Here is an 18146-nt window from a genome sequence, read left to right as displayed (position 1 = left end):
CCTTGAAGGTAGAATTTGCAATGCAAATTCATGTTTGGTGGCGATAGCGGAGGGGTTCCACACGTACCCATCCCGAACACGACCGTTAAGCCCTCCAGCGCCGATAGTACTTGGACCGCAGGGTCCTGGGAGAGTAGGACGTTGCCAAGCAACAAATAAAGAGGATCATGATCTTAATGAGATCATGATCCTCTTTTGTGTATTTTAACGATCACTATTAATTCCTAAGGTTGACAGAAAGAAAAGGCTTTGCGACACTCTAAGTGCACAATCTTTTTATGGAGACATAAGTATACGAGCGAGGTGACGAAGGCTATGGAGATCAGACAATTACAACGGGAGGAATTTGAAGCTGCTATTGAATTATCCCAATATGCTTTTCAGTTTACAATGTCCCCGGAGGATCTGGAGAAATCCAAGAAAAAGTTCAAGCCAGAACAAACATGGGGCATATTCGATGGACATGACTTGAATGCTAAGCTGACTTTGCTACCTTTGCAGGTATACATACATGGTCAGGTTTTTGAGATGGGTGGCATCGCTGGTGTGGCAACGTGGCCAGAAAAGCGTCGTGGAGGCATGGTCTCACGTTTGTTGACACATGCGCTTAAAGAGATGAAGTCTACTGGACAGAGCCTTTCTTTTCTGCACCCATTCTCCTTTGCCTTCTATCGTAAATTTGGATGGGAAACGTATGTTGAGTACAAAAAGTATGTCATCCCGATTGATAAATTCCCTGCTAAGTTTAAAACAGAAGGTATAGTCAAGCGGGATATTAAAGATATTTCTGAATTGAACCAAGTGTATCAAGCGTATGCTTCGTCTTATACTGGCATGCTGGTACGGGATAAGGAATGGTGGCAAGAGCGGATTTTAAATGAGAACTATCGAACCGCAGTTTATTACTCTAAAGCAGGCAACCCTCAGGGATATGCGCTATACAAAATTGAAGATAAGCAGTTGAATTGCGATGAATTGATATATGAGAATGAAACGGCGCGTCGGGCTTTATGGACTTATTTTGCAAATCATGATTCTATGATAACCCAAGGTAAATTTATTTACGTTCCGGCAGATGACAATCTGCCATTTTTACTCGATGATCCGCGAATTCAACAGGAAACGCTGCCTTATTTTATGGGACGAATTGTGGATGCAGTTGCTTTTGTGGAAAAATATCCTTTTAAAGCAATTGGAGTGGAAACACGCTTGACCTTAAATTTGTCAGATCATTATGCTCCATGGAATGAAGGAGTATGGACATTAACGATAAACTCGGAAGGACGAGGATATTTAGAGAGAGTAGATAAAAGCAGTTCCTCTGAAAACGACATAGCAGTTGACTTGAGTGTTGGCATCCAATCGCTGACGACTCTAATGCTTGGGTATCAGCTGGCCGATGATCTATATAAGTGGGGGCGTATTGAAGGACGCGGTGAGTATGTGTCTGCACTGAAACGTGTAATACCAGTAAAACAGACGTTTTTGTTGGATTTTTTCTAATCCCGGCCCAGATTTCATTCGAGAAACTGGTAGTATTGGCGACGGGAAGCATGATCCATTTGTGTAGTGGTACGAGAGTGACATAGTGGGGCCTTTCAAGATGGTTAACTTTTAAGTTTCAGTTTATTTAATGCTTTTTCAGGACTCTTTCCAGAATGGAGAGAGTTTTTTTCTTATATTGTATAAAACATAATTAGATTGCGAAAAATGGTATTGACCCCTTGGCAAAAATGAAAAGTGTGCTATAATGTGAATATAGTCAAAGAAAGTCAAAGTCAAGTAAATCTAGTGCGATCCATTTGAAGGTAATTATGCTGATTGATTGGCCGTATAGAGTATTTTAACAGCAAGAAGCTAACGAAGATCGAAATCATTTGTGGATAGTTAGAAGCTGCCTCTTGTCAACATAAGAGAAGTGTATGATTTATCGCAAATATAGGTCACACTAGAGACTAAACGGCACGTTTTCAAGAGATGCAGCAGGGTGGAAGGTCTGATACAGCTTAGATTCGTGACTTTACCGTTTGGTTAAGTTCAATATACGGCGGACTCTGAGGAGCGTGAAATGTACTTGAATACTTGCGTTTCCGTTAGTGGAGGATGAATGAAATGCGCAATGTTTCCGATATTATTGAACAATATTTGAAGAACATATTGCTTGAAAGTCCCCAAGGCTTAGTGGAGATTCAGCGCAATGATTTGGCTGACCGCTTTTCCTGCGTGCCGTCGCAAATCAACTATGTAATTAGTACCCGTTTTACGCTGGAAAAGGGCTATGTGGTGGAAAGTAAGCGTGGTGGTGGGGGCTACATTCGCATTCAACGAATTCAGTTGCCTGCACAGCATGCGATACACACACATCTTCATCAGAGCATCGGGGAGGAAATTAGCCAATCGGCGGCAGAGGGACTGATTTATCAGTTGGAGGAAGCTCATTTTTTAAGCAAAAGGGAAGCGTGTTTAATGAAAGCCGCTTTATCGAGGGACACCTTATTGCTAAAGCTCCCCTATCGTGACCAGTTGCGGGCAAGGTTGCTTAAGGCTATGCTGTTCTCGTTGCTGGCGACCAAATAGTCAGTAGCCATAACCAGTAAATAGAGATTTACGATTCAGATGTAGGGATTTGTGAAAATCCAGACGTTGAAGGAGGTGCTTTTATGCTGTGCCAAGAATGTAATATGCGGCCGGCAACTTTGCATTTCACCAAAATTGTGAATGGCGAAAAGACAGAGTTTCATATTTGTGAGACATGTGCGAAGGAAAAAGGGGAAATACTCCCTGGAACACCCAATGGTTTTTCGATTCATAGCTTATTGTCGGGGATGTTGGATTTTGACTCCAGCACCAAGAGCCAGTCTTCAGGCCACAATGGTCCACAAAATCTGCAATGCAAGGATTGTGGCATGACCTATACACAGTTTAGCAAGCTGGGGCGTTTTGGGTGTCCGTCGTGTTATCAATATTTTGACAGTCGTCTGGACCCTCTGTTCAAACGTGTGCATGGCAGTACAGGTCATGTGGGTAAAGTTCCGGTCCGGACTGGAGGCCGTCTGAAGGTTAAACGGCAAATTGATGATTTGAAAAAAGAGATGCAACAGCATATTGTACAGGAAGAATTCGAGGCAGCTGCTGAGCTTAGGGATCAGATCAGAAAGCTTGAAAAGGAAATGACTGAAGAGTAAAGTTTGTGAAGAGTAGGAGGGAATGCGTGATGCCCAATATCCGATTTACGGAAAAGCCGCTGAGTGATTGGATGCGTGGTGATGCTGCGGATTCGGAGATTGTCATTAGTAGCCGGGTAAGAATTGCGCGTAACTTGCAACATCTGCCTTTTCCCATGCTTGCTACCAATCAACAGTCGGAAGAAGTGCTTCAACGCTTGACGGATATCCTTCAGTATGATGATTTGGGTCGTTTTGGTACTTTCCATACCTTGAAAATATCCGAGTTGGATGAGATCGACAAACAGGTACTGGTTGAGAAGCATTTGATTAGTCCTAATCTGGCAAACGAATCTCGTAACGGTGCTGTGTTGATTAGTGATGATGAATCGGTTAGTGTTATGATAAACGAAGAGGATCATCTGCGTATTCAGTGCTTATATCCGGGATGTCAGGTTAGAGAAGCTTGGGAACGAGCTATGATTATTGATGACGCATTTGAAGCGCATGTTGATTATGCATTTGATGATCGGAGAGGTTTTCTGACCAGTTGTCCGACGAATGTTGGCACAGGTATGAGAGCTTCGGTGATGATGCATCTGCCCGCATTAGTCATGACTCACCAAATCAATCGTATATTGTCCGCTGTTTCACAGGTAGGTCTTACGGTTCGTGGTATTTATGGTGAAGGCAGCGAAGCGGTCGGTAATTTGTTTCAGATTTCTAATCAGATTACATTAGGACAAACCGAAGCGGAAATTATTGAAAATCTACATGGCGTGGTGCTGCAAATTATAGAGCACGAGCGTTCTGCCAGAGAACGGCTGATGAATGAGTCAATGCTGCGAATTACAGATCGGGTGATGCGTTCATTCGGTATTTTGTCATATGCAGCGGTGCTGGATTCGAAGGAGGCTGCGCAGCGCCTGTCTGATGTACGTCTCGGCGTGGATTTAGGGATTTTGGAGCGTCCATCCATCGCAGCGATGAATGAGCTGAATGTGATGACGCAGCCCGGATTCCTGCAAAAAAGCTTTGGCGATAAAATGAATACCGGTGAGCGCGATATGTACCGGGCGAAGCTGATCCGGCAAAAATTAGGCACAACCCTTTAATATATAGTTTTATCTGAAATACACACTGTGGAGGTGCAGGATATATGATGTTTGGAAGATTTACGGAACGTGCACAAAAAGTGCTTGCCTTGGCTCAGGAAGAAGCTGTTCGTCTGGGACATAATAACATTGGCACAGAGCACATTTTGCTCGGCCTCATTCGTGAGGGTGAAGGAATAGCAGCCAAAGCCTTGATCGGGTTAGGGTTGGGACTGGAAAAAATCCAGGATGAAGTGGAGACGCTTATTGGACGCGGTCAAGAGCAACCGACGAACATTGCCTATACTCCTCGCGCCAAAAAGGTCATCGAGCTGTCTATGGATGAAGCGCGTAAACTGGGTCATACCTATGTGGGCACAGAACATATTTTGCTCGGTCTCATTCGTGAAGGCGAAGGCGTAGCGGCCCGTGTACTGAACAATCTGGGCATCAGTCTGAACAAAGCGCGTCAGCAAGTGCTTCAATTGCTCGGCAGCAGCGAGGCGGTTTCCAGCCATCACGGCGCTCCGGCTAATGTCAGCACACCAACCCTGGATAGCCTAGCACGCGATCTGACGGCATCTGCGAAGGAAAACAACCTGGACCCTGTTATTGGGCGCAGCAAGGAAATTGAGCGCGTAATTCAGGTGCTCAGCCGCCGTACAAAGAACAATCCGGTTCTGATCGGGGAGCCTGGGGTAGGTAAAACAGCGATTGCCGAGGGATTGGCACAAAAAATTATTGCCAATGAGATTCCTGAAACGCTGCGCGACAAACGCGTAATGACACTCGACATGGGCTCTGTGGTAGCAGGCACCAAGTATCGTGGTGAATTTGAGGATCGTTTGAAAAAAATTATGGACGAGATTCGTCAAGCCGGAAATATCGTATTGTTCATTGATGAGCTGCATACGCTGATTGGTGCTGGTGGAGCGGAAGGGGCAATTGATGCCTCCAACATCCTGAAGCCTGCATTGGCGCGTGGCGAGTTGCAATGCATCGGTGCGACAACGCTGGATGAATACCGCAAATATATTGAGAAGGATGCTGCTTTGGAGCGTCGTTTCCAACCGATTACAGTGGATCAACCTTCTCCAGAAGAAGCGATTCAAATTTTGTATGGTCTGCGTGACCGTTACGAAGCGCATCACCGTGTAAAAATCACGGATGAGGCGATTGAAGCGGCAGTCAGATTGTCGGACCGTTATATCACCGACCGCTTCCTACCGGATAAGGCGATTGACCTTATTGACGAAGCAGGCTCCAAGGTAAGGCTGAATTCCTATACCGTACCGCCAAACCTGAAACAGCTGGAAAACCGCCTCGAAGATATCCGTAAGGAAAAGGATTCAGCGGTACAAAGCCAAGAGTTCGAAAAGGCGGCAGCGTTGCGTGATACAGAACAAAAAATTCGTGAAGAATTGGATGTTACGAAAAACCAATGGAAAGAACAACAGGGTCGCACAGATTCCGAAGTTACACCGGAGGATATCGCTCAGGTCGTTGCAATCTGGACAGGTGTTCCAGTCAGCAAGCTGAAAGAGGAAGAAACACACCGCTTGCTGAATATGGAACAGTTGTTGCATGAGCGGGTTATTGGTCAGGACGAAGCTGTTAAGGCAGTAAGCCGGGCTATTCGCCGGGCACGTGCGGGACTGAAAGATCCGAAGCGTCCGATCGGCTCCTTTATTTTCCTCGGTCCAACTGGAGTTGGTAAAACAGAACTGGCACGCGCACTAGCTGAATCCATGTTCGGAGATGAAAATGCGGTTATCCGTATCGATATGTCCGAATATATGGAGAAGCACTCCACGTCCCGTCTGGTAGGAGCGCCTCCAGGGTATGTTGGATATGAAGAAGGTGGCCAACTGACTGAGAAGGTACGTCGTAAGCCATACTCTGTTGTGTTGCTGGATGAGATTGAAAAAGCACATCCAGAGGTGTTCAATATTCTGCTGCAAGTGCTGGAAGATGGACGTCTGACGGATTCCAAAGGCCGTGTTGTTGACTTCCGCAACACACTCATTATTTTGACATCCAACGTCGGTGCACAGGCGATTAAACGTAACTCCACGCTTGGCTTTACAGCCGTTGTAGACGCTGGAGCGGATTACGATAACATGAAGGGTAAAGTGATGGATGAACTGAAGAAAAGCTTCCGTCCTGAGTTCTTGAACCGGATTGATGAAATTATCGTTTTCCATTCTCTCGAAGAAAAACATATCGCCGAAATCGTGTCACTCATGTCTGAAGAGCTGCGTAAGCGTCTGAATGAGTACGAGGTGGACTTTGAACTGACAGACAAGGCTAAGACATTCCTTGCGAAGGAAGGCTTTGATCCAGCTTACGGTGCGCGTCCATTGCGTCGTGCAATTCAGAAGCATATCGAAGATCGTCTGTCCGAGGAACTGTTGACTGGAAATATTACTAAAGGTGATTCTCTGCTGATTGATGAGGAGAACGGTGCATTGACAGTAACGAAAAAGGATAACGTATCCGCGAAGTCCTAAAACGTTTTACTAAATAAAGCAGTACAGAAGGGTGTCTCGCAGGCTGGAAGGCTATTGCGAAGGCACCCTTTTTGTGTATAGAACGCTACGGAATGGTTGGGTAAATGCTTTGGAAAAGTTTGTGATATCGCTTTACGTCCGCCAAGCTTCAATGGTAAACTTTTATTGTTACAGCTCTTTCCGGGCTGTATCAAGATAAATTTGACATCATTTGTCGTCAATAAGGAGCCAGGGATCAAAGTATGGCTAAAGTGAAAACTAAATTTTCCTGTACGGAATGCGGTTATGAATCGCCCAAATGGTACGGAAAATGTCCTGGATGCCAGGCATGGAATTCCATGGTGGAAGAAACAGAAAGCGTTGTAAAAACTCAAGGAATGGGTTCTTCCCTTCTTACTCATAGCACAAAAGATAAGCCGCTCCCCATTATTGAGGTAGAGAGTGGCAAAGAAGCACGAATTTTGACGGGAATTGGCGAATTGAATCGTGTACTTGGCGGAGGCGTAGTGCCGGGGTCTCTCGTTCTGGTGGGCGGTGATCCGGGGATTGGTAAATCTACGCTGATGCTACAAACCTCTAATGAGCTCGCTTTAACCGGTTTAAAGGTGCTGTACGTGTCTGGTGAGGAGTCGGTTCGTCAAACGAAGCTGCGCGCAGACCGCCTGGGTGCCTTATCTCCCAATTTATACGTATTATGTGAGACGAATTTGGAGACGATTGAAGAAGCAGTGGACAGCTTGAAGCCCGAGTTTTTGGTGATCGACTCAATTCAGACCGTATATTTGCCGGAGGTGACAAGTGCGCCAGGAAGTGTGGCTCAGGTGCGGGAGTGTACCTCACGCTTTATGCGAATTGCCAAGGGATTAGGTATTGCTACGGTACTGGTAGGACATGTGACCAAGGAAGGGGCAATTGCAGGCCCACGTCTGTTGGAGCATATGGTCGATTGTGTGCTTTATTTTGAAGGAGAGCGTCATCATACGTACCGGCTGCTGCGTGCAGTTAAGAACCGTTTCGGTTCTACGAACGAAATCGGTATTTTTGAAATGGCTGAAAGCGGTTTGCGTGAGGTAGCGAATCCTTCTGAGCTTTTCCTGTCCGAACGACCACTAGGGGTGGCTGGTTCCACTGTTGTAGCCAGTGTGGAAGGAACCCGACCTGTGCTGGTCGAGCTGCAGGCGCTAATTGCGGCCACGCATTTTCCTTCTCCACGCCGAATGGGTACAGGAATCGACCATCATCGGATGGGATTAATCATCGCCGTGCTGGAAAAGCGGATGGGCATGTTTTTGCAAAACCAGGATGCTTATCTCAACGTAGCCGGCGGCGTGAAGCTGGATGAGCCCGCAGTGGATTTGGCTATAGCGGTGAGCATTGCTTCCAGTTTCCGGGACGCCCCTACAAAGCCGTACGATGTAATTTTTGGTGAAGTGGGGCTGACAGGCGAGGTGCGAGCTGTATCCCGAGCAGAGCAGCGAGTGCGGGAAGCGGAGAAGCTGGGTTTCAAACGGGTGATCATGCCAGAGAAAAGCCTGAAGGGCTGGACACATCCGAAAGGGATACAAATTATAGGAGTAGCAACGGTGGCAGATGCACTGGCAGCCGCATTAGATTAGGGGGCAATGAGAATGAAAGAAGCGAGCCAACTGGATAAAATGAACGATTTGCTGCGGCTTGTGGCACCGGGAACTCCCTTTCGCGACGGATTGGAAAACGTTTTACGTGCTAAAACAGGTGCTCTTCTGGTCGTTGGCTATAGTCCGGAAGTAATGGAAGTCGTGGATGGCGGATTCTCTATTAACTGTGATTTTTCACCGAACTATTTGTATGAATTGGCTAAAATGGACGGCGCAATCATATTGAGCGAAGATTTGAAGCGGATTTTATACGCAAATACGCAATTGATTCCTGACTCTTCTATTTCGTCGATTGAAACAGGGATTCGACACCGGACAGCAGAGCGAGTTGCAAAGCAGACAGGCAAGCTCGTTGTGTCCATTTCCCAGCGGCGTAATATTATTACGTTGTATCAGGGAACGCTGCGCTATGCGCTCAAGGAAATCGGAGTCATCTTAACGAAAGCCAATCAGGCGATTCAGACGCTAGAAAAATATAGATCTGTGTTGGGGCAAGCCTCGACGAATTTGACAGCATCTGAATTCGAAGAGCTGGTGACCATGCCGGAGGTCGTTAATGTTATCCAACGGATTGAAATGGTGCTGCGCATTAAAATGGAAATCAAACGATTTATTAACGAGCTTGGAAATGAAGGCCGACTCATCAGCATGCAGATGGAGGAGCTTGTCAGCAATATAGAGGAAGAAGCCTGGTTGCTGTACAAGGATTATGCTAAAGACGACAGCGACGAGAAAATCCGTGAAATTATACTCGGACTCAAGCGATCTACGGATGACGAGTTGCTGGATGTTAATCATATCGTACGTTTACTGGGTTACCCGTCTTCTGCTGCAACATCAGAGGAGTATATTGCTGCACGCGGATATCGGGTACTGAACAAGATACCGCGTCTGCCGAATGTGATTATTCATAATCTGGTGGAGCGGTTTGGACGCTTTCCGCATGTCATAACTGCAACGATTGAAGAACTGGATGAAGTGGATGGCATCGGAGAGGTTCGTGCGCGTACCATTAAAGAAGGTCTCAAACGGTTGCAAGAACAAGTTTTCATTGACAGGCAAATGTAAATGTAATACAGTGAAAGGATTATAATGGAACAATTCATACATTGAGGTGAAGAGATGATTACCAAATCAATTCCGAACATGTTTACCTTGGGTAACTTGTTTCTCGGAATGATCGCCATTTTATTGGCCGTAGACGGAAAATACAGTCTTGCCGCTATTATGGTTATTGTCGCCATGCTGTTGGACGGACTGGACGGAAGAATGGCCCGGGCACTGAATGCCCAGAGCGAATTCGGTAAAGAACTGGACTCCTTATCAGATATGATATCTTTTGGTGTAGCTCCCGCAGTTATTATGTACATGGTTGCTTTTCAGGATGCAAATTCGGCTTTGGCTTGGACGGTTACGGCCATTTTCCCCATGTGCGGTGCGTTACGTTTGGCTCGATTTAATGTACGCCCCGGTGTGCCAGGTTATTTTACAGGTTTGCCGATTCCAGCAGCAGGTGGCGTATTAGCCACTTTGTCCTTATTTCATAACAATATTTCATTGTTATACATGTCGATTGCCATGTTGCTGGTCTCTTATTTGATGGTCAGCTCCATGAGATATCCTAATTTTAAAAAAGTTGGTCTTCCAAAAAAAGCGATCTGGATCGCTCCATGGGTTGTGATTGCAGCGGTAGTGTTGGCTGTTAAATTTCCCGACCAGCTGTCGAAGCTGATTTTTGTCCCATTGGTACTGTATGCATTATATGGGATGAAATTGAACATCCGTAAGCTTTCACGCAGACGTGGACGTGATCGGGAACGTTCCAACCAGGAAGAACAGGACGATCAATATCGTCATTCGCAACGTTAATATCAGCTAGAAACAAATGAGCATTTATTTCCTTGAATTCTTTCAGGGAGATAGATGCTTTTTTTATGCATAAAAAATAAAAACATAGGGTTAGCTGGGTGGAAATTGGATCATACTGGTAAAGAAAAAAGTGTATATCCAATCAATAGCAGGATGTATGAGAAGAAAAAAAGGAGGTATAGAGACTCGATGTGGAGAAAGGCTATTTTAACTTTTACTGGATTGTGCGGAGCATGGTTTGGCTATACGTTGTACTATCGGGTAGGAGGTATCGTATCATGGATGCCGCAGTGGTTAAATGATGGTACTTTACCAGGAATGGCCGTTTGGATGATTGCGGGAGCAGTGCTGTTTATGGTCGGTTGCTCATTCGCAGGGGCATCGGTGGCGAATCGATTGCAGCAGGGCATTGAAGGCTTGGTACGGATACCGATGAACGAGATGCTTGCAGGTGTAATTGGATTAGCGGTGGGATTGATCCTTTCCTTGGCAGTTTACCCGCTTTTATCATGGTTAGGAGCACCTGGTCAACTGATTCAGACAGCCGTTACCATCGTATGCGGATATGTAGGATTGATGGTTGGTTTGGAGAAGCGGGACGAGCTGTCATCCTTTTGGAGTTCTGGTTTTTTTGGCCGGGGCACAGGTGGAGCAGAACGCAAGCTGGAGGAACATAAAATTTTGGACACCAGCGTCATTATAGACGGGCGTATTGCGGATATTTGCAAGACAGGTTTTATTGAAGGAACGATAGTGATTCCTGAATTTGTGTTGGAGGAACTTCAGCATATTGCAGATTCATCTGATTTACTTAAGCGTAATCGTGGACGTCGGGGTCTGGATATCTTGAACAAAATCCAAAAAGAGCTGGATGTGAATGTACTCATTTATGAAGGGGATTTTGAGGAGATTTCAGAGGTTGACAGTAAGTTGGTCAAGCTGGCAAAGGTGCTGGAGGGTAAAGTTGTAACCAATGATTTTAACCTGAATAAGGTATGCGAGCTTCAAGGTGTATCGGTGCTGAACATTAACGATTTGGCGAATGCAGTCAAGCCTGTCGTACTGCCCGGTGAGGAAATTATGGTGCAGATCATTAAAGACGGCAAGGAGCATGGACAGGGTGTGGCCTATCTGGATGATGGTACGATGATTGTTGTGGAGGGCGGACGTGACTATATAGGTTCCCTGATGGAGGTGCTGGTCACGAGTGTACTTCAGACCTCTGCGGGCCGTATGATCTTTGCTAAACCGAAACTATTGGAAAAAGCTCAATAAACGAGGTATGATGAAGTAGATGTGTTATCATACGGATCGTCCAAGTACGATCAGGGCAGGAGTTATTTCAATGAACAATCGGGTAGGAGTCGTTATTGTGGCGGCTGGGCGCGGCTCCCGTATGGGGACGCAGGAGAGTAAGCAATTTCTGCTTTTACGGGACAAGCCCATCTTCATACATACACTTGAAATATTTGCAGCTATGCCCGAAGTGGATGAAATGGTGATGGTGACGGGAGCTGAAGATGTGGAGCGCTGTCGGGAATGGATTCGTCAATACCAGATCGGTAAAAACGTACAGGTGGTGGCTGGTGGCAGTGAACGACAGCATTCGGTTTATCACGGCTTACGCCACTTGCAAGCGGATTGGGTGATGGTGCATGATGGTGTGCGTCCACTGATCCAGCCTGAGCTTGTACGTTCGTGTCTGGAGGCGGCTCAGCGTACCGGTGCTTCTGTAGCGGCAGTACCTGTAAAGGATACGGTCAAGCAAGTGAACGGGGATGGTATCATTACAGCAACGCCGGATCGCCGAAGTCTGTGGAGTATTCAAACGCCACAGACTTTTCGTCTTTCCGATTTGCTCCGTGCCTATGAGGAAGCGGAGCAGGCGGGATTTTTGGGAACAGATGATTCTACACTAGTGGAGCGGCTGGGCATTCCGGTTACTGTCGTTCAAGGCAGCTACAAGAACATCAAAATTACTACGCCTGAGGATTTGGACATGGCGGCGCTATGGGTAAAGACAGAGGGAGAGGATATCAAGTGATCAGAGTAGGACAAGGATTTGACGTCCACCAGCTGGTGGAAGGAAGGCCATGCATCATCGGAGGTGTGAAGATTCCGTATGAAAAAGGTTTGCTCGGTCATTCCGATGCAGACGTGCTGCTGCATGCCATTAGCGATGCCATCCTGGGCGCACTTGGCCTGGGAGACATCGGGAAGCATTTTCCGGATAATGACCCGGAATTTAAGGATGCCGACAGTCTGAAACTGCTAGAGCATGTGTGGGGTCTGGCTAAAGAGCAGGGATATCGCTTGGGGAACATCGATTCTACGATTATTGCACAGAAGCCCAAGATGGCATCGTATATCCCGCAGATGAATGAAGTCATCGCCCGGGTGTTGGAAGCAGAAGAGCCATCCCAGGTGAATGTCAAGGCGACTACCACAGAGCAACTCGGATTTACCGGACGGGGCGAAGGGATCGCGGCTCAATCGGTTGTCTGTCTTATCAAGTAAATGCTATCATCTTGAGTAATTCAATTTGGAGGAGATTATATGAGCACGGAAGTTCGTGTACGCTATGCACCAAGTCCTACAGGGCATCTGCATATTGGAAACGCCAGAACGGCATTATTTAATTATTTATTTGCTCGCAATCAAGGCGGGAAATTTATTATTCGCATCGAAGACACAGATGTGAAGCGCAATATTGAGGGCGGAGAAGAAAGCCAGCTTAAATATTTGAAATGGTTGGGTATGGACTGGGATGAGAGCGTAGACGTGGGAGGAGAGTTTGGACCTTACCGCCAGACTGAACGTCTGGATATATACAAAACTTACTGGCAGGATTTGCTGGATCGTGGTTTGGCTTACCGTTGCTACTGCACGGAGGAAGAACTGGAACGCGAACGTGAAGAACAGATGGCACGTGGGGAGACACCACGCTATTCTGGAAAGCATCGTGACTTAACAGAAGAACAGTGTCAGGCATTTGAAGCAGAGGGCCGTGTACCAAGCATTCGTTTCCGCGTACCGGAAGATCGCGAATATACGTTTGACGATATCGTTAAAGGTCAAATAACGTTCAATTCCAAGGAAAGCGGCGATTTTGTTATCGTCAAAAAAGACGGTATTCCGACATATAACTTCGCTGTAGCGGTTGACGATTATTTGATGAAAATATCGCATGTACTACGGGGGGAGGATCATGTTTCCAATACGCCGCGGCAATTGATGATTTTTGAAGCTCTCGGCTGGGAGCCTCCACGCTTTGGTCATATGACGCTGATCGTAGGCGAGGATCACAAAAAGCTCAGTAAACGTAACGAATCCATTATTCAATTCATGGAGCAGTATGACAAGCTGGGCTATCTACCGGAAGCTATATTCAACTTTATTGCGCTGCTGGGCTGGTCCCCGGAAGGCGAAGAAGAGATCTATGATCGGGAGCAATTGATTTCGATTTTCGACCCTAATCGTTTGTCCAAAAGCCCGGCCGTATTTGATACGAACAAGCTTGCTTACTTGAACAATCATTATATTAAAAAGGCTGATCCTGAGCGGATTGCCAGCATGGCGATTCCACATTTGCAGGCAGCGGGGCTGTTGCCGACTGAATTGTCGGCAGAACAGCAGGATTGGGCTAAGGCCCTCGTTCGCTTATATCAGGAGCAGATGACTTCTGCGTCCGATATTGTAGCGTTGTCTGAGTTATTTTTCCGTTCACACTTGGAGATGGATGCCGAAGCGGCGGCTGTACTGGCTGAAGAACAGGTTCCTGAGGTGCTCAGAGCCTTTGCCGGCAAGGTTGAAGAGAGCGAGGAATTTACAGCTCCACAAATGGCCAAGCTGATTAAGGAAGTTCAAAAGGAAACCGGTTTTAAGGGGAAACAGCTGTTCATGCCGATTCGTGTGGCTCTTACAGGTCAAACTCATGGACGGGATCTGAACGAAACCATCTATTTGCTTGGACGTGACAAGGTGTTGGATCGTCTTAAGGCACAAATTAAAGGCTGATATTTCTTGTCAATTTGTTGTCTTTTCGCTATAATGACTCCATTGATACGGATTGATATTTACGTGTAAAGGCTGCGAACAGGAGAAGTACACTGCATATGGGCATCTGCCAGAGAGGACGACCGAGGGGAAACCCTAGGCTGGAAGCCGTCCAGATGACCTGCAGAGGAAATGCACCTGGGAGCCGTGCGCCCGAACCCTAATTAGCGTCAACCGCTGATTATGACAAGGGCGTACCGAGTCGTTCCCGTTACCGGACGCCAAAGACGGACTTCTCTGCTTTTAGGCAGTAGATATGTCCGAAGCAGAGTGGGACCACGTTCATGCGTCTCTGCAGCTTAGGCTGCGGAGGCGCTTTTTTCATTTTTATCAGATTCAGACTCGTCATAGATTGAAAAATGTCGAAGAGTGCTGATGAATGCGAAAATTGGCGGAACGTGAAGTGTTGTGAAGATGCGACAAGGATATGGAGGGAATAGGAGGGCGACATGTTCAGACATATCAAATCCGACATTCAGACTGTTTTGGATAATGATCCGGCCGCCCGGAGTAAGCTGGAGGTCATTTTTACGTATTCCGGCGTTCATGCCCTTTGGGCACACCGAATCGCACATTGGTTTTATTTGCGAAAATGGTGTACTGTAGCCCGTGTTATATCTCAAGTATCGCGTTTTATGACAGGCATTGAAATTCATCCTGGTGCTCGTATTGGAGCTCGACTGTTCATTGACCATGGCATGGGAGTGGTCATCGGTGAAACCTGTGAGATCGGCGACGATGTTGTATTGTATCAGGGGGTCACTCTTGGAGGGACCGGTAAAGAGAAGGGGAAGCGTCATCCCACCATTGGCAATAATGTAGTTATAGGCTCCGGCGCAAAGATATTGGGCTCATTTACAATTGGGGCACAGTCCAACATTGGCTCCAACTCGGTTGTTCTTAAAGAAGTTCCGCCGAACAGTACGGTGGTGGGTATCCCAGGGCGGGTGGTCAGACAAGACGGTAGGCGCCCAGACCGACTTAGTCATCAGCTGCCTGATCCGGTCGTGGATTCTATACGGGATCTTCAATTGGAAATAGAACGATTGCGTGCGGAGTTATCTGATTTGAAGGATGAACGATCTGTTCAGAAACATCAGGTGACCCAAGAGAATAAATGACAAGGATAATTTTCATGAGGGAGGAACATAACGATGCCGCTTCAAATTTATAATACCATGACGAGGAGCCGAGAGCCTTTTGTGCCACTGGAGCCTGGAAAGGTTAAAATGTATGTATGCGGACCTACCGTGTATGATTACATTCATATTGGCAATGCACGACCTGTAATTGTGTTTGACGTGGTACGCAGCTACCTGGAGTATTTGGGCTATACTGTAAACTATGTGGTGAATTTTACGGATGTCGATGATAAGCTGATTCGCAAAGCTCGGGAACTGGATATGGAGGTTCCGGCAATTGCCGAGAAATTTATCGCAGCCTATCATGAGGATCTGACCGGGTTGAATGTTCCTGCTGCTAGCATGAATCCGCGCGTAACAGAGAGCATGGATTTGATTATTGATTTTATTAAGGAACTGGTAGACAAAGGCTATGCCTATGAGAATGATGGCGATGTGTTCTATCGGACCAAAATGTTCAAAGATTACGGACAACTGTCAGGTCAAAATCTGGATGAGCTTCAATTCGGAATTCGCATCAATGTAGATGAGCGCAAGGAAAATGCCGAGGATTTTGTACTCTGGAAGGCAGCAAAGCCGGGAGAAATTTATTGGTCGAGTCCTTGGGGAGATGGACGACCAGGATGGCATATCGAATGCTCGGCTATGGCTCGCCATTATTTGGGGGATACACTGGATATCCATGGAGGCGGACAGGATTTACAATTTCCGCATCATGAATGTGAATGCGCGCAATCCGAAGTGATTACAGGTAAGCCATTGGCCCGCTACTGGATGCATAATGGATATATCCGAATTGATAATGAAAAAATGTCGAAATCACTCGGTAATGGTATTTTGGTTAAAGATCTGCGCACTCGCCACAAGCCCGAAGCTTTGCGTTATTTTATGCTGTCGACGCATTATCGTAATCCGTTGAACTACAACCAAGAGACGATGAGTCAAGCGGAGAACAGCGTCGAACGGATTGCTAATGCAGTCGCGAACGTGAAGCATCGTTTGGCCAATGCTTTGAAAGGTAATGGAGAAGTAGCTGCTGAGCTGCAAACGAAGCTTGACGGAATTTTACAGCAATTTGGCGAAAAGATGGATGATGATTTTAATACACCTGATGCAATTACTGCTGTATTCGAATGGGTCAGCGAAGCCAATCATTTGCTGCAGCGTGATGTTGTCAATCAGGCGGAATTGCAGGCTGTACTGCATACCTTCCATTCGATGAATACTGTACTTCGCATATATTCGGAACCCAAAGAAGAGCTGCTGGATGATGAAATAGAGCAATTAATTGCAGAACGTGTCGAAGCTCGTAAAACCAAAAACTGGGGTAGAGCTGACGAAATTCGCGATCTGCTGGCTGCTAAAGGCATTGTGCTTGAGGATACGGCGCAGGGGATGCGGTGGCGTCGGAAATGAATGATAAGTCACTGAATACGGGGGCTTCGGAGGGCGCGGGAAACTGGTTCCCATATCCTGCGTCCAAACCGGCCCGCCTGATGCCGCCCATTGCACTAGCTTACATTGGCGATGCCGTGTATGAGGTCGCCGTCCGTCAATATTTGTTGGCACAGCCCAACTTGCGTCCAAATCATCTGCATCGGCGAGCAACAGGGCTAGTCTCTGCGAAGGCGCAAAGCCGTCTGCTGGGACTGCTGGAAAAGGTGCTGACGGAGGAAGAGTGCGACATTGTCCGACAAGGAAGAAATGCCAAGTCAGGGAGTCTGCCCAAAAATGCTGATGTACTTGAGTACCGTCACGCGACTGCGCTAGAGGCACTGATCGGCTTTCTCTATAGCGATGGACGCTTGGATAGATTGAGCGAATTGATAACGTACGGCATTGCACAAATGGAGAATACAGAAAAATCATAAATGGGAACGGATCAGATGGATTTATCATCTGGCGTTTCCCGGGAGGAAGCTAGATATGGAAGAAGAATGGATTGCCGGTAAGCATTCCGTAACGGAGGCATTACGTTCAGGCAGAACGATAAATAAAATATGGATTGCAGATAATGCCCAAAAGCATTTGACCCTTCCGATTACGGCTGAAGCGAAAAAAGCAGGGATCATTGTTCAACAGGTGGACAAGCGTAAGCTCGATCAAATGGTACCGGGAATTCAGCATCAGGGAGTGGTTGCACAGGCTGCGCCTTTTGCCTATGCTGAAGTGGAAGAATTGCTCGCGAGTGCTCGTAATAAAGGGGAAGAGCCGTTTTTGATTTTGCTGGATGAAATAGAAGACCCGCATAATCTGGGCTCCATCCTTCGTACAGCGGACTGCACAGGAGCACATGGTGTTATTGTGCCCAAAAGGCGTTCGGCAGCCGTAACTGTAACGGTGTCCAAAACTTCGGCAGGTGCTGCTGAGTACGTCCCGGTGGCGCGTGTGAACAATTTGGGACAAACCATTGACCGTCTTAAAGAAGAAGGTGTATGGGTAGTTGGCACGGATGTGGCAGCGACCGACCCTGTTTTTGGAAATGGAGTATTCACGGGACCAGTGGCCATTGTCATTGGTAACGAAAATAAAGGAATGGGCCGTTTGATTCGTGAGAAATGCGACGTACTCGTCAAGCTGCCGATGGCGGGGCAAATCAATTCCCTGAATGCTTCTGTAGCTGCAGGTGTCGTAATGTACGAAGTATTGCGCGGACGACAGGCACGGGACTAAC

General features: G+C 46.8%; 16 protein-coding genes and 1 rRNA gene. All 17 read left to right on the top strand.

Annotated elements, in window-relative coordinates; translation table 11 throughout:
* Positions 1-33: 33 nt before the first annotated feature.
* The 17 genes from rrf (at position 34) to rlmB (ending at position 18145) form a co-directional block, all read left to right on the top strand.
* Positions 34-150 (top strand): 5S ribosomal RNA (gene rrf / locus LCF57_RS24135).
* Between the two features lie 165 nt (positions 151-315).
* Positions 316-1503: an enhanced intracellular survival protein Eis gene (gene eis, locus LCF57_RS24130; protein WP_226002926.1), complete on the top strand. Its 1188-nt coding sequence runs from the start codon at positions 316-318 to the stop codon at positions 1501-1503.
* Between the two features lie 609 nt (positions 1504-2112).
* Positions 2113-2577 (top strand): CtsR family transcriptional regulator, encoded by a 465-nt coding sequence (locus LCF57_RS24125; RefSeq protein WP_226002925.1) that lies wholly within the window; start codon positions 2113-2115, stop codon positions 2575-2577.
* Positions 2578-2660: 83 nt separating this feature from the next.
* Positions 2661-3185 carry a UvrB/UvrC motif-containing protein gene (locus tag LCF57_RS24120; protein WP_025715705.1) on the top strand — a complete coding sequence of 175 codons (525 nt, stop codon included), beginning with the start codon at positions 2661-2663 and terminating at the stop codon, positions 3183-3185.
* A 29-nt stretch (positions 3186-3214) separates the two neighbouring features.
* Positions 3215-4279: a protein arginine kinase gene (locus LCF57_RS24115; RefSeq protein WP_025715704.1), complete on the top strand. Its 1065-nt coding sequence runs from the start codon at positions 3215-3217 to the stop codon at positions 4277-4279.
* 44 nt (positions 4280-4323) lie between these two features.
* Positions 4324-6768 carry an ATP-dependent protease ATP-binding subunit ClpC gene (gene clpC, locus LCF57_RS24110; RefSeq protein WP_226002924.1) on the top strand — a complete coding sequence of 815 codons (2445 nt, stop codon included), beginning with the start codon at positions 4324-4326 and terminating at the stop codon, positions 6766-6768.
* Between the two features lie 242 nt (positions 6769-7010).
* Positions 7011-8384, top strand: coding sequence for a DNA repair protein RadA (gene radA / locus LCF57_RS24105; RefSeq protein ID WP_152379554.1), 1374 nt, complete (start codon positions 7011-7013; stop codon positions 8382-8384).
* Between the two features lie 12 nt (positions 8385-8396).
* Positions 8397-9473 carry a DNA integrity scanning diadenylate cyclase DisA gene (gene disA / locus LCF57_RS24100; protein WP_013312183.1) on the top strand — a complete coding sequence of 359 codons (1077 nt, stop codon included), beginning with the start codon at positions 8397-8399 and terminating at the stop codon, positions 9471-9473.
* A gap of 54 nt (positions 9474-9527) precedes the next feature.
* Entirely contained in the window at positions 9528-10274 is a 747-nt protein-coding gene (gene pssA, locus LCF57_RS24095) for a CDP-diacylglycerol--serine O-phosphatidyltransferase (RefSeq protein ID WP_226002923.1), read from the top strand.
* A gap of 189 nt (positions 10275-10463) precedes the next feature.
* Complete coding sequence (locus LCF57_RS24090; RefSeq protein WP_226002922.1) at positions 10464-11549, top strand: PIN/TRAM domain-containing protein; 1086 nt, start codon at positions 10464-10466, stop codon at positions 11547-11549.
* 70 nt (positions 11550-11619) lie between these two features.
* Positions 11620-12318 carry a 2-C-methyl-D-erythritol 4-phosphate cytidylyltransferase gene (ispD, locus tag LCF57_RS24085; protein WP_226002921.1) on the top strand — a complete coding sequence of 233 codons (699 nt, stop codon included), beginning with the start codon at positions 11620-11622 and terminating at the stop codon, positions 12316-12318.
* Positions 12315-12791: a 2-C-methyl-D-erythritol 2,4-cyclodiphosphate synthase gene (gene ispF, locus LCF57_RS24080; protein ID WP_226002920.1), complete on the top strand. Its 477-nt coding sequence runs from the start codon at positions 12315-12317 to the stop codon at positions 12789-12791. The genes ispD and ispF overlap by 4 nt, the downstream gene beginning before the upstream one ends.
* 39 nt (positions 12792-12830) lie before the next feature.
* Positions 12831-14291: a glutamate--tRNA ligase gene (gltX, locus tag LCF57_RS24075; protein ID WP_226002919.1), complete on the top strand. Its 1461-nt coding sequence runs from the start codon at positions 12831-12833 to the stop codon at positions 14289-14291.
* Between the two features lie 488 nt (positions 14292-14779).
* Positions 14780-15451, top strand: a complete 672-nt coding sequence (gene cysE, locus LCF57_RS24070; protein ID WP_226002918.1) for a serine O-acetyltransferase — start codon at positions 14780-14782, stop codon at positions 15449-15451.
* Between the two features lie 33 nt (positions 15452-15484).
* Positions 15485-16888: a cysteine--tRNA ligase gene (gene cysS / locus LCF57_RS24065; protein ID WP_226002917.1), complete on the top strand. Its 1404-nt coding sequence runs from the start codon at positions 15485-15487 to the stop codon at positions 16886-16888.
* Complete coding sequence (locus LCF57_RS24060) at positions 16885-17343, top strand: Mini-ribonuclease 3 (protein WP_226002916.1); 459 nt, start codon at positions 16885-16887, stop codon at positions 17341-17343. The genes cysS and LCF57_RS24060 overlap by 4 nt, the downstream gene beginning before the upstream one ends.
* A gap of 55 nt (positions 17344-17398) precedes the next feature.
* The gene (gene rlmB, locus LCF57_RS24055) at positions 17399-18145 is read left to right on the top strand and encodes a 23S rRNA (guanosine(2251)-2'-O)-methyltransferase RlmB (RefSeq protein ID WP_025715691.1); all 747 of its coding nucleotides are present in this window, start codon (positions 17399-17401) and stop codon (positions 18143-18145) included.
* Position 18146 lies beyond the last annotated feature (1 nt).

This window comes from Paenibacillus sp. BJ-4 (assembly GCF_020404765.1).
In the GTDB taxonomy this organism is placed as follows: Bacteria; Bacillota; Bacilli; order Paenibacillales; family Paenibacillaceae; genus Paenibacillus.
This window is presented reverse-complemented; position numbering and strand designations above follow the sequence as displayed.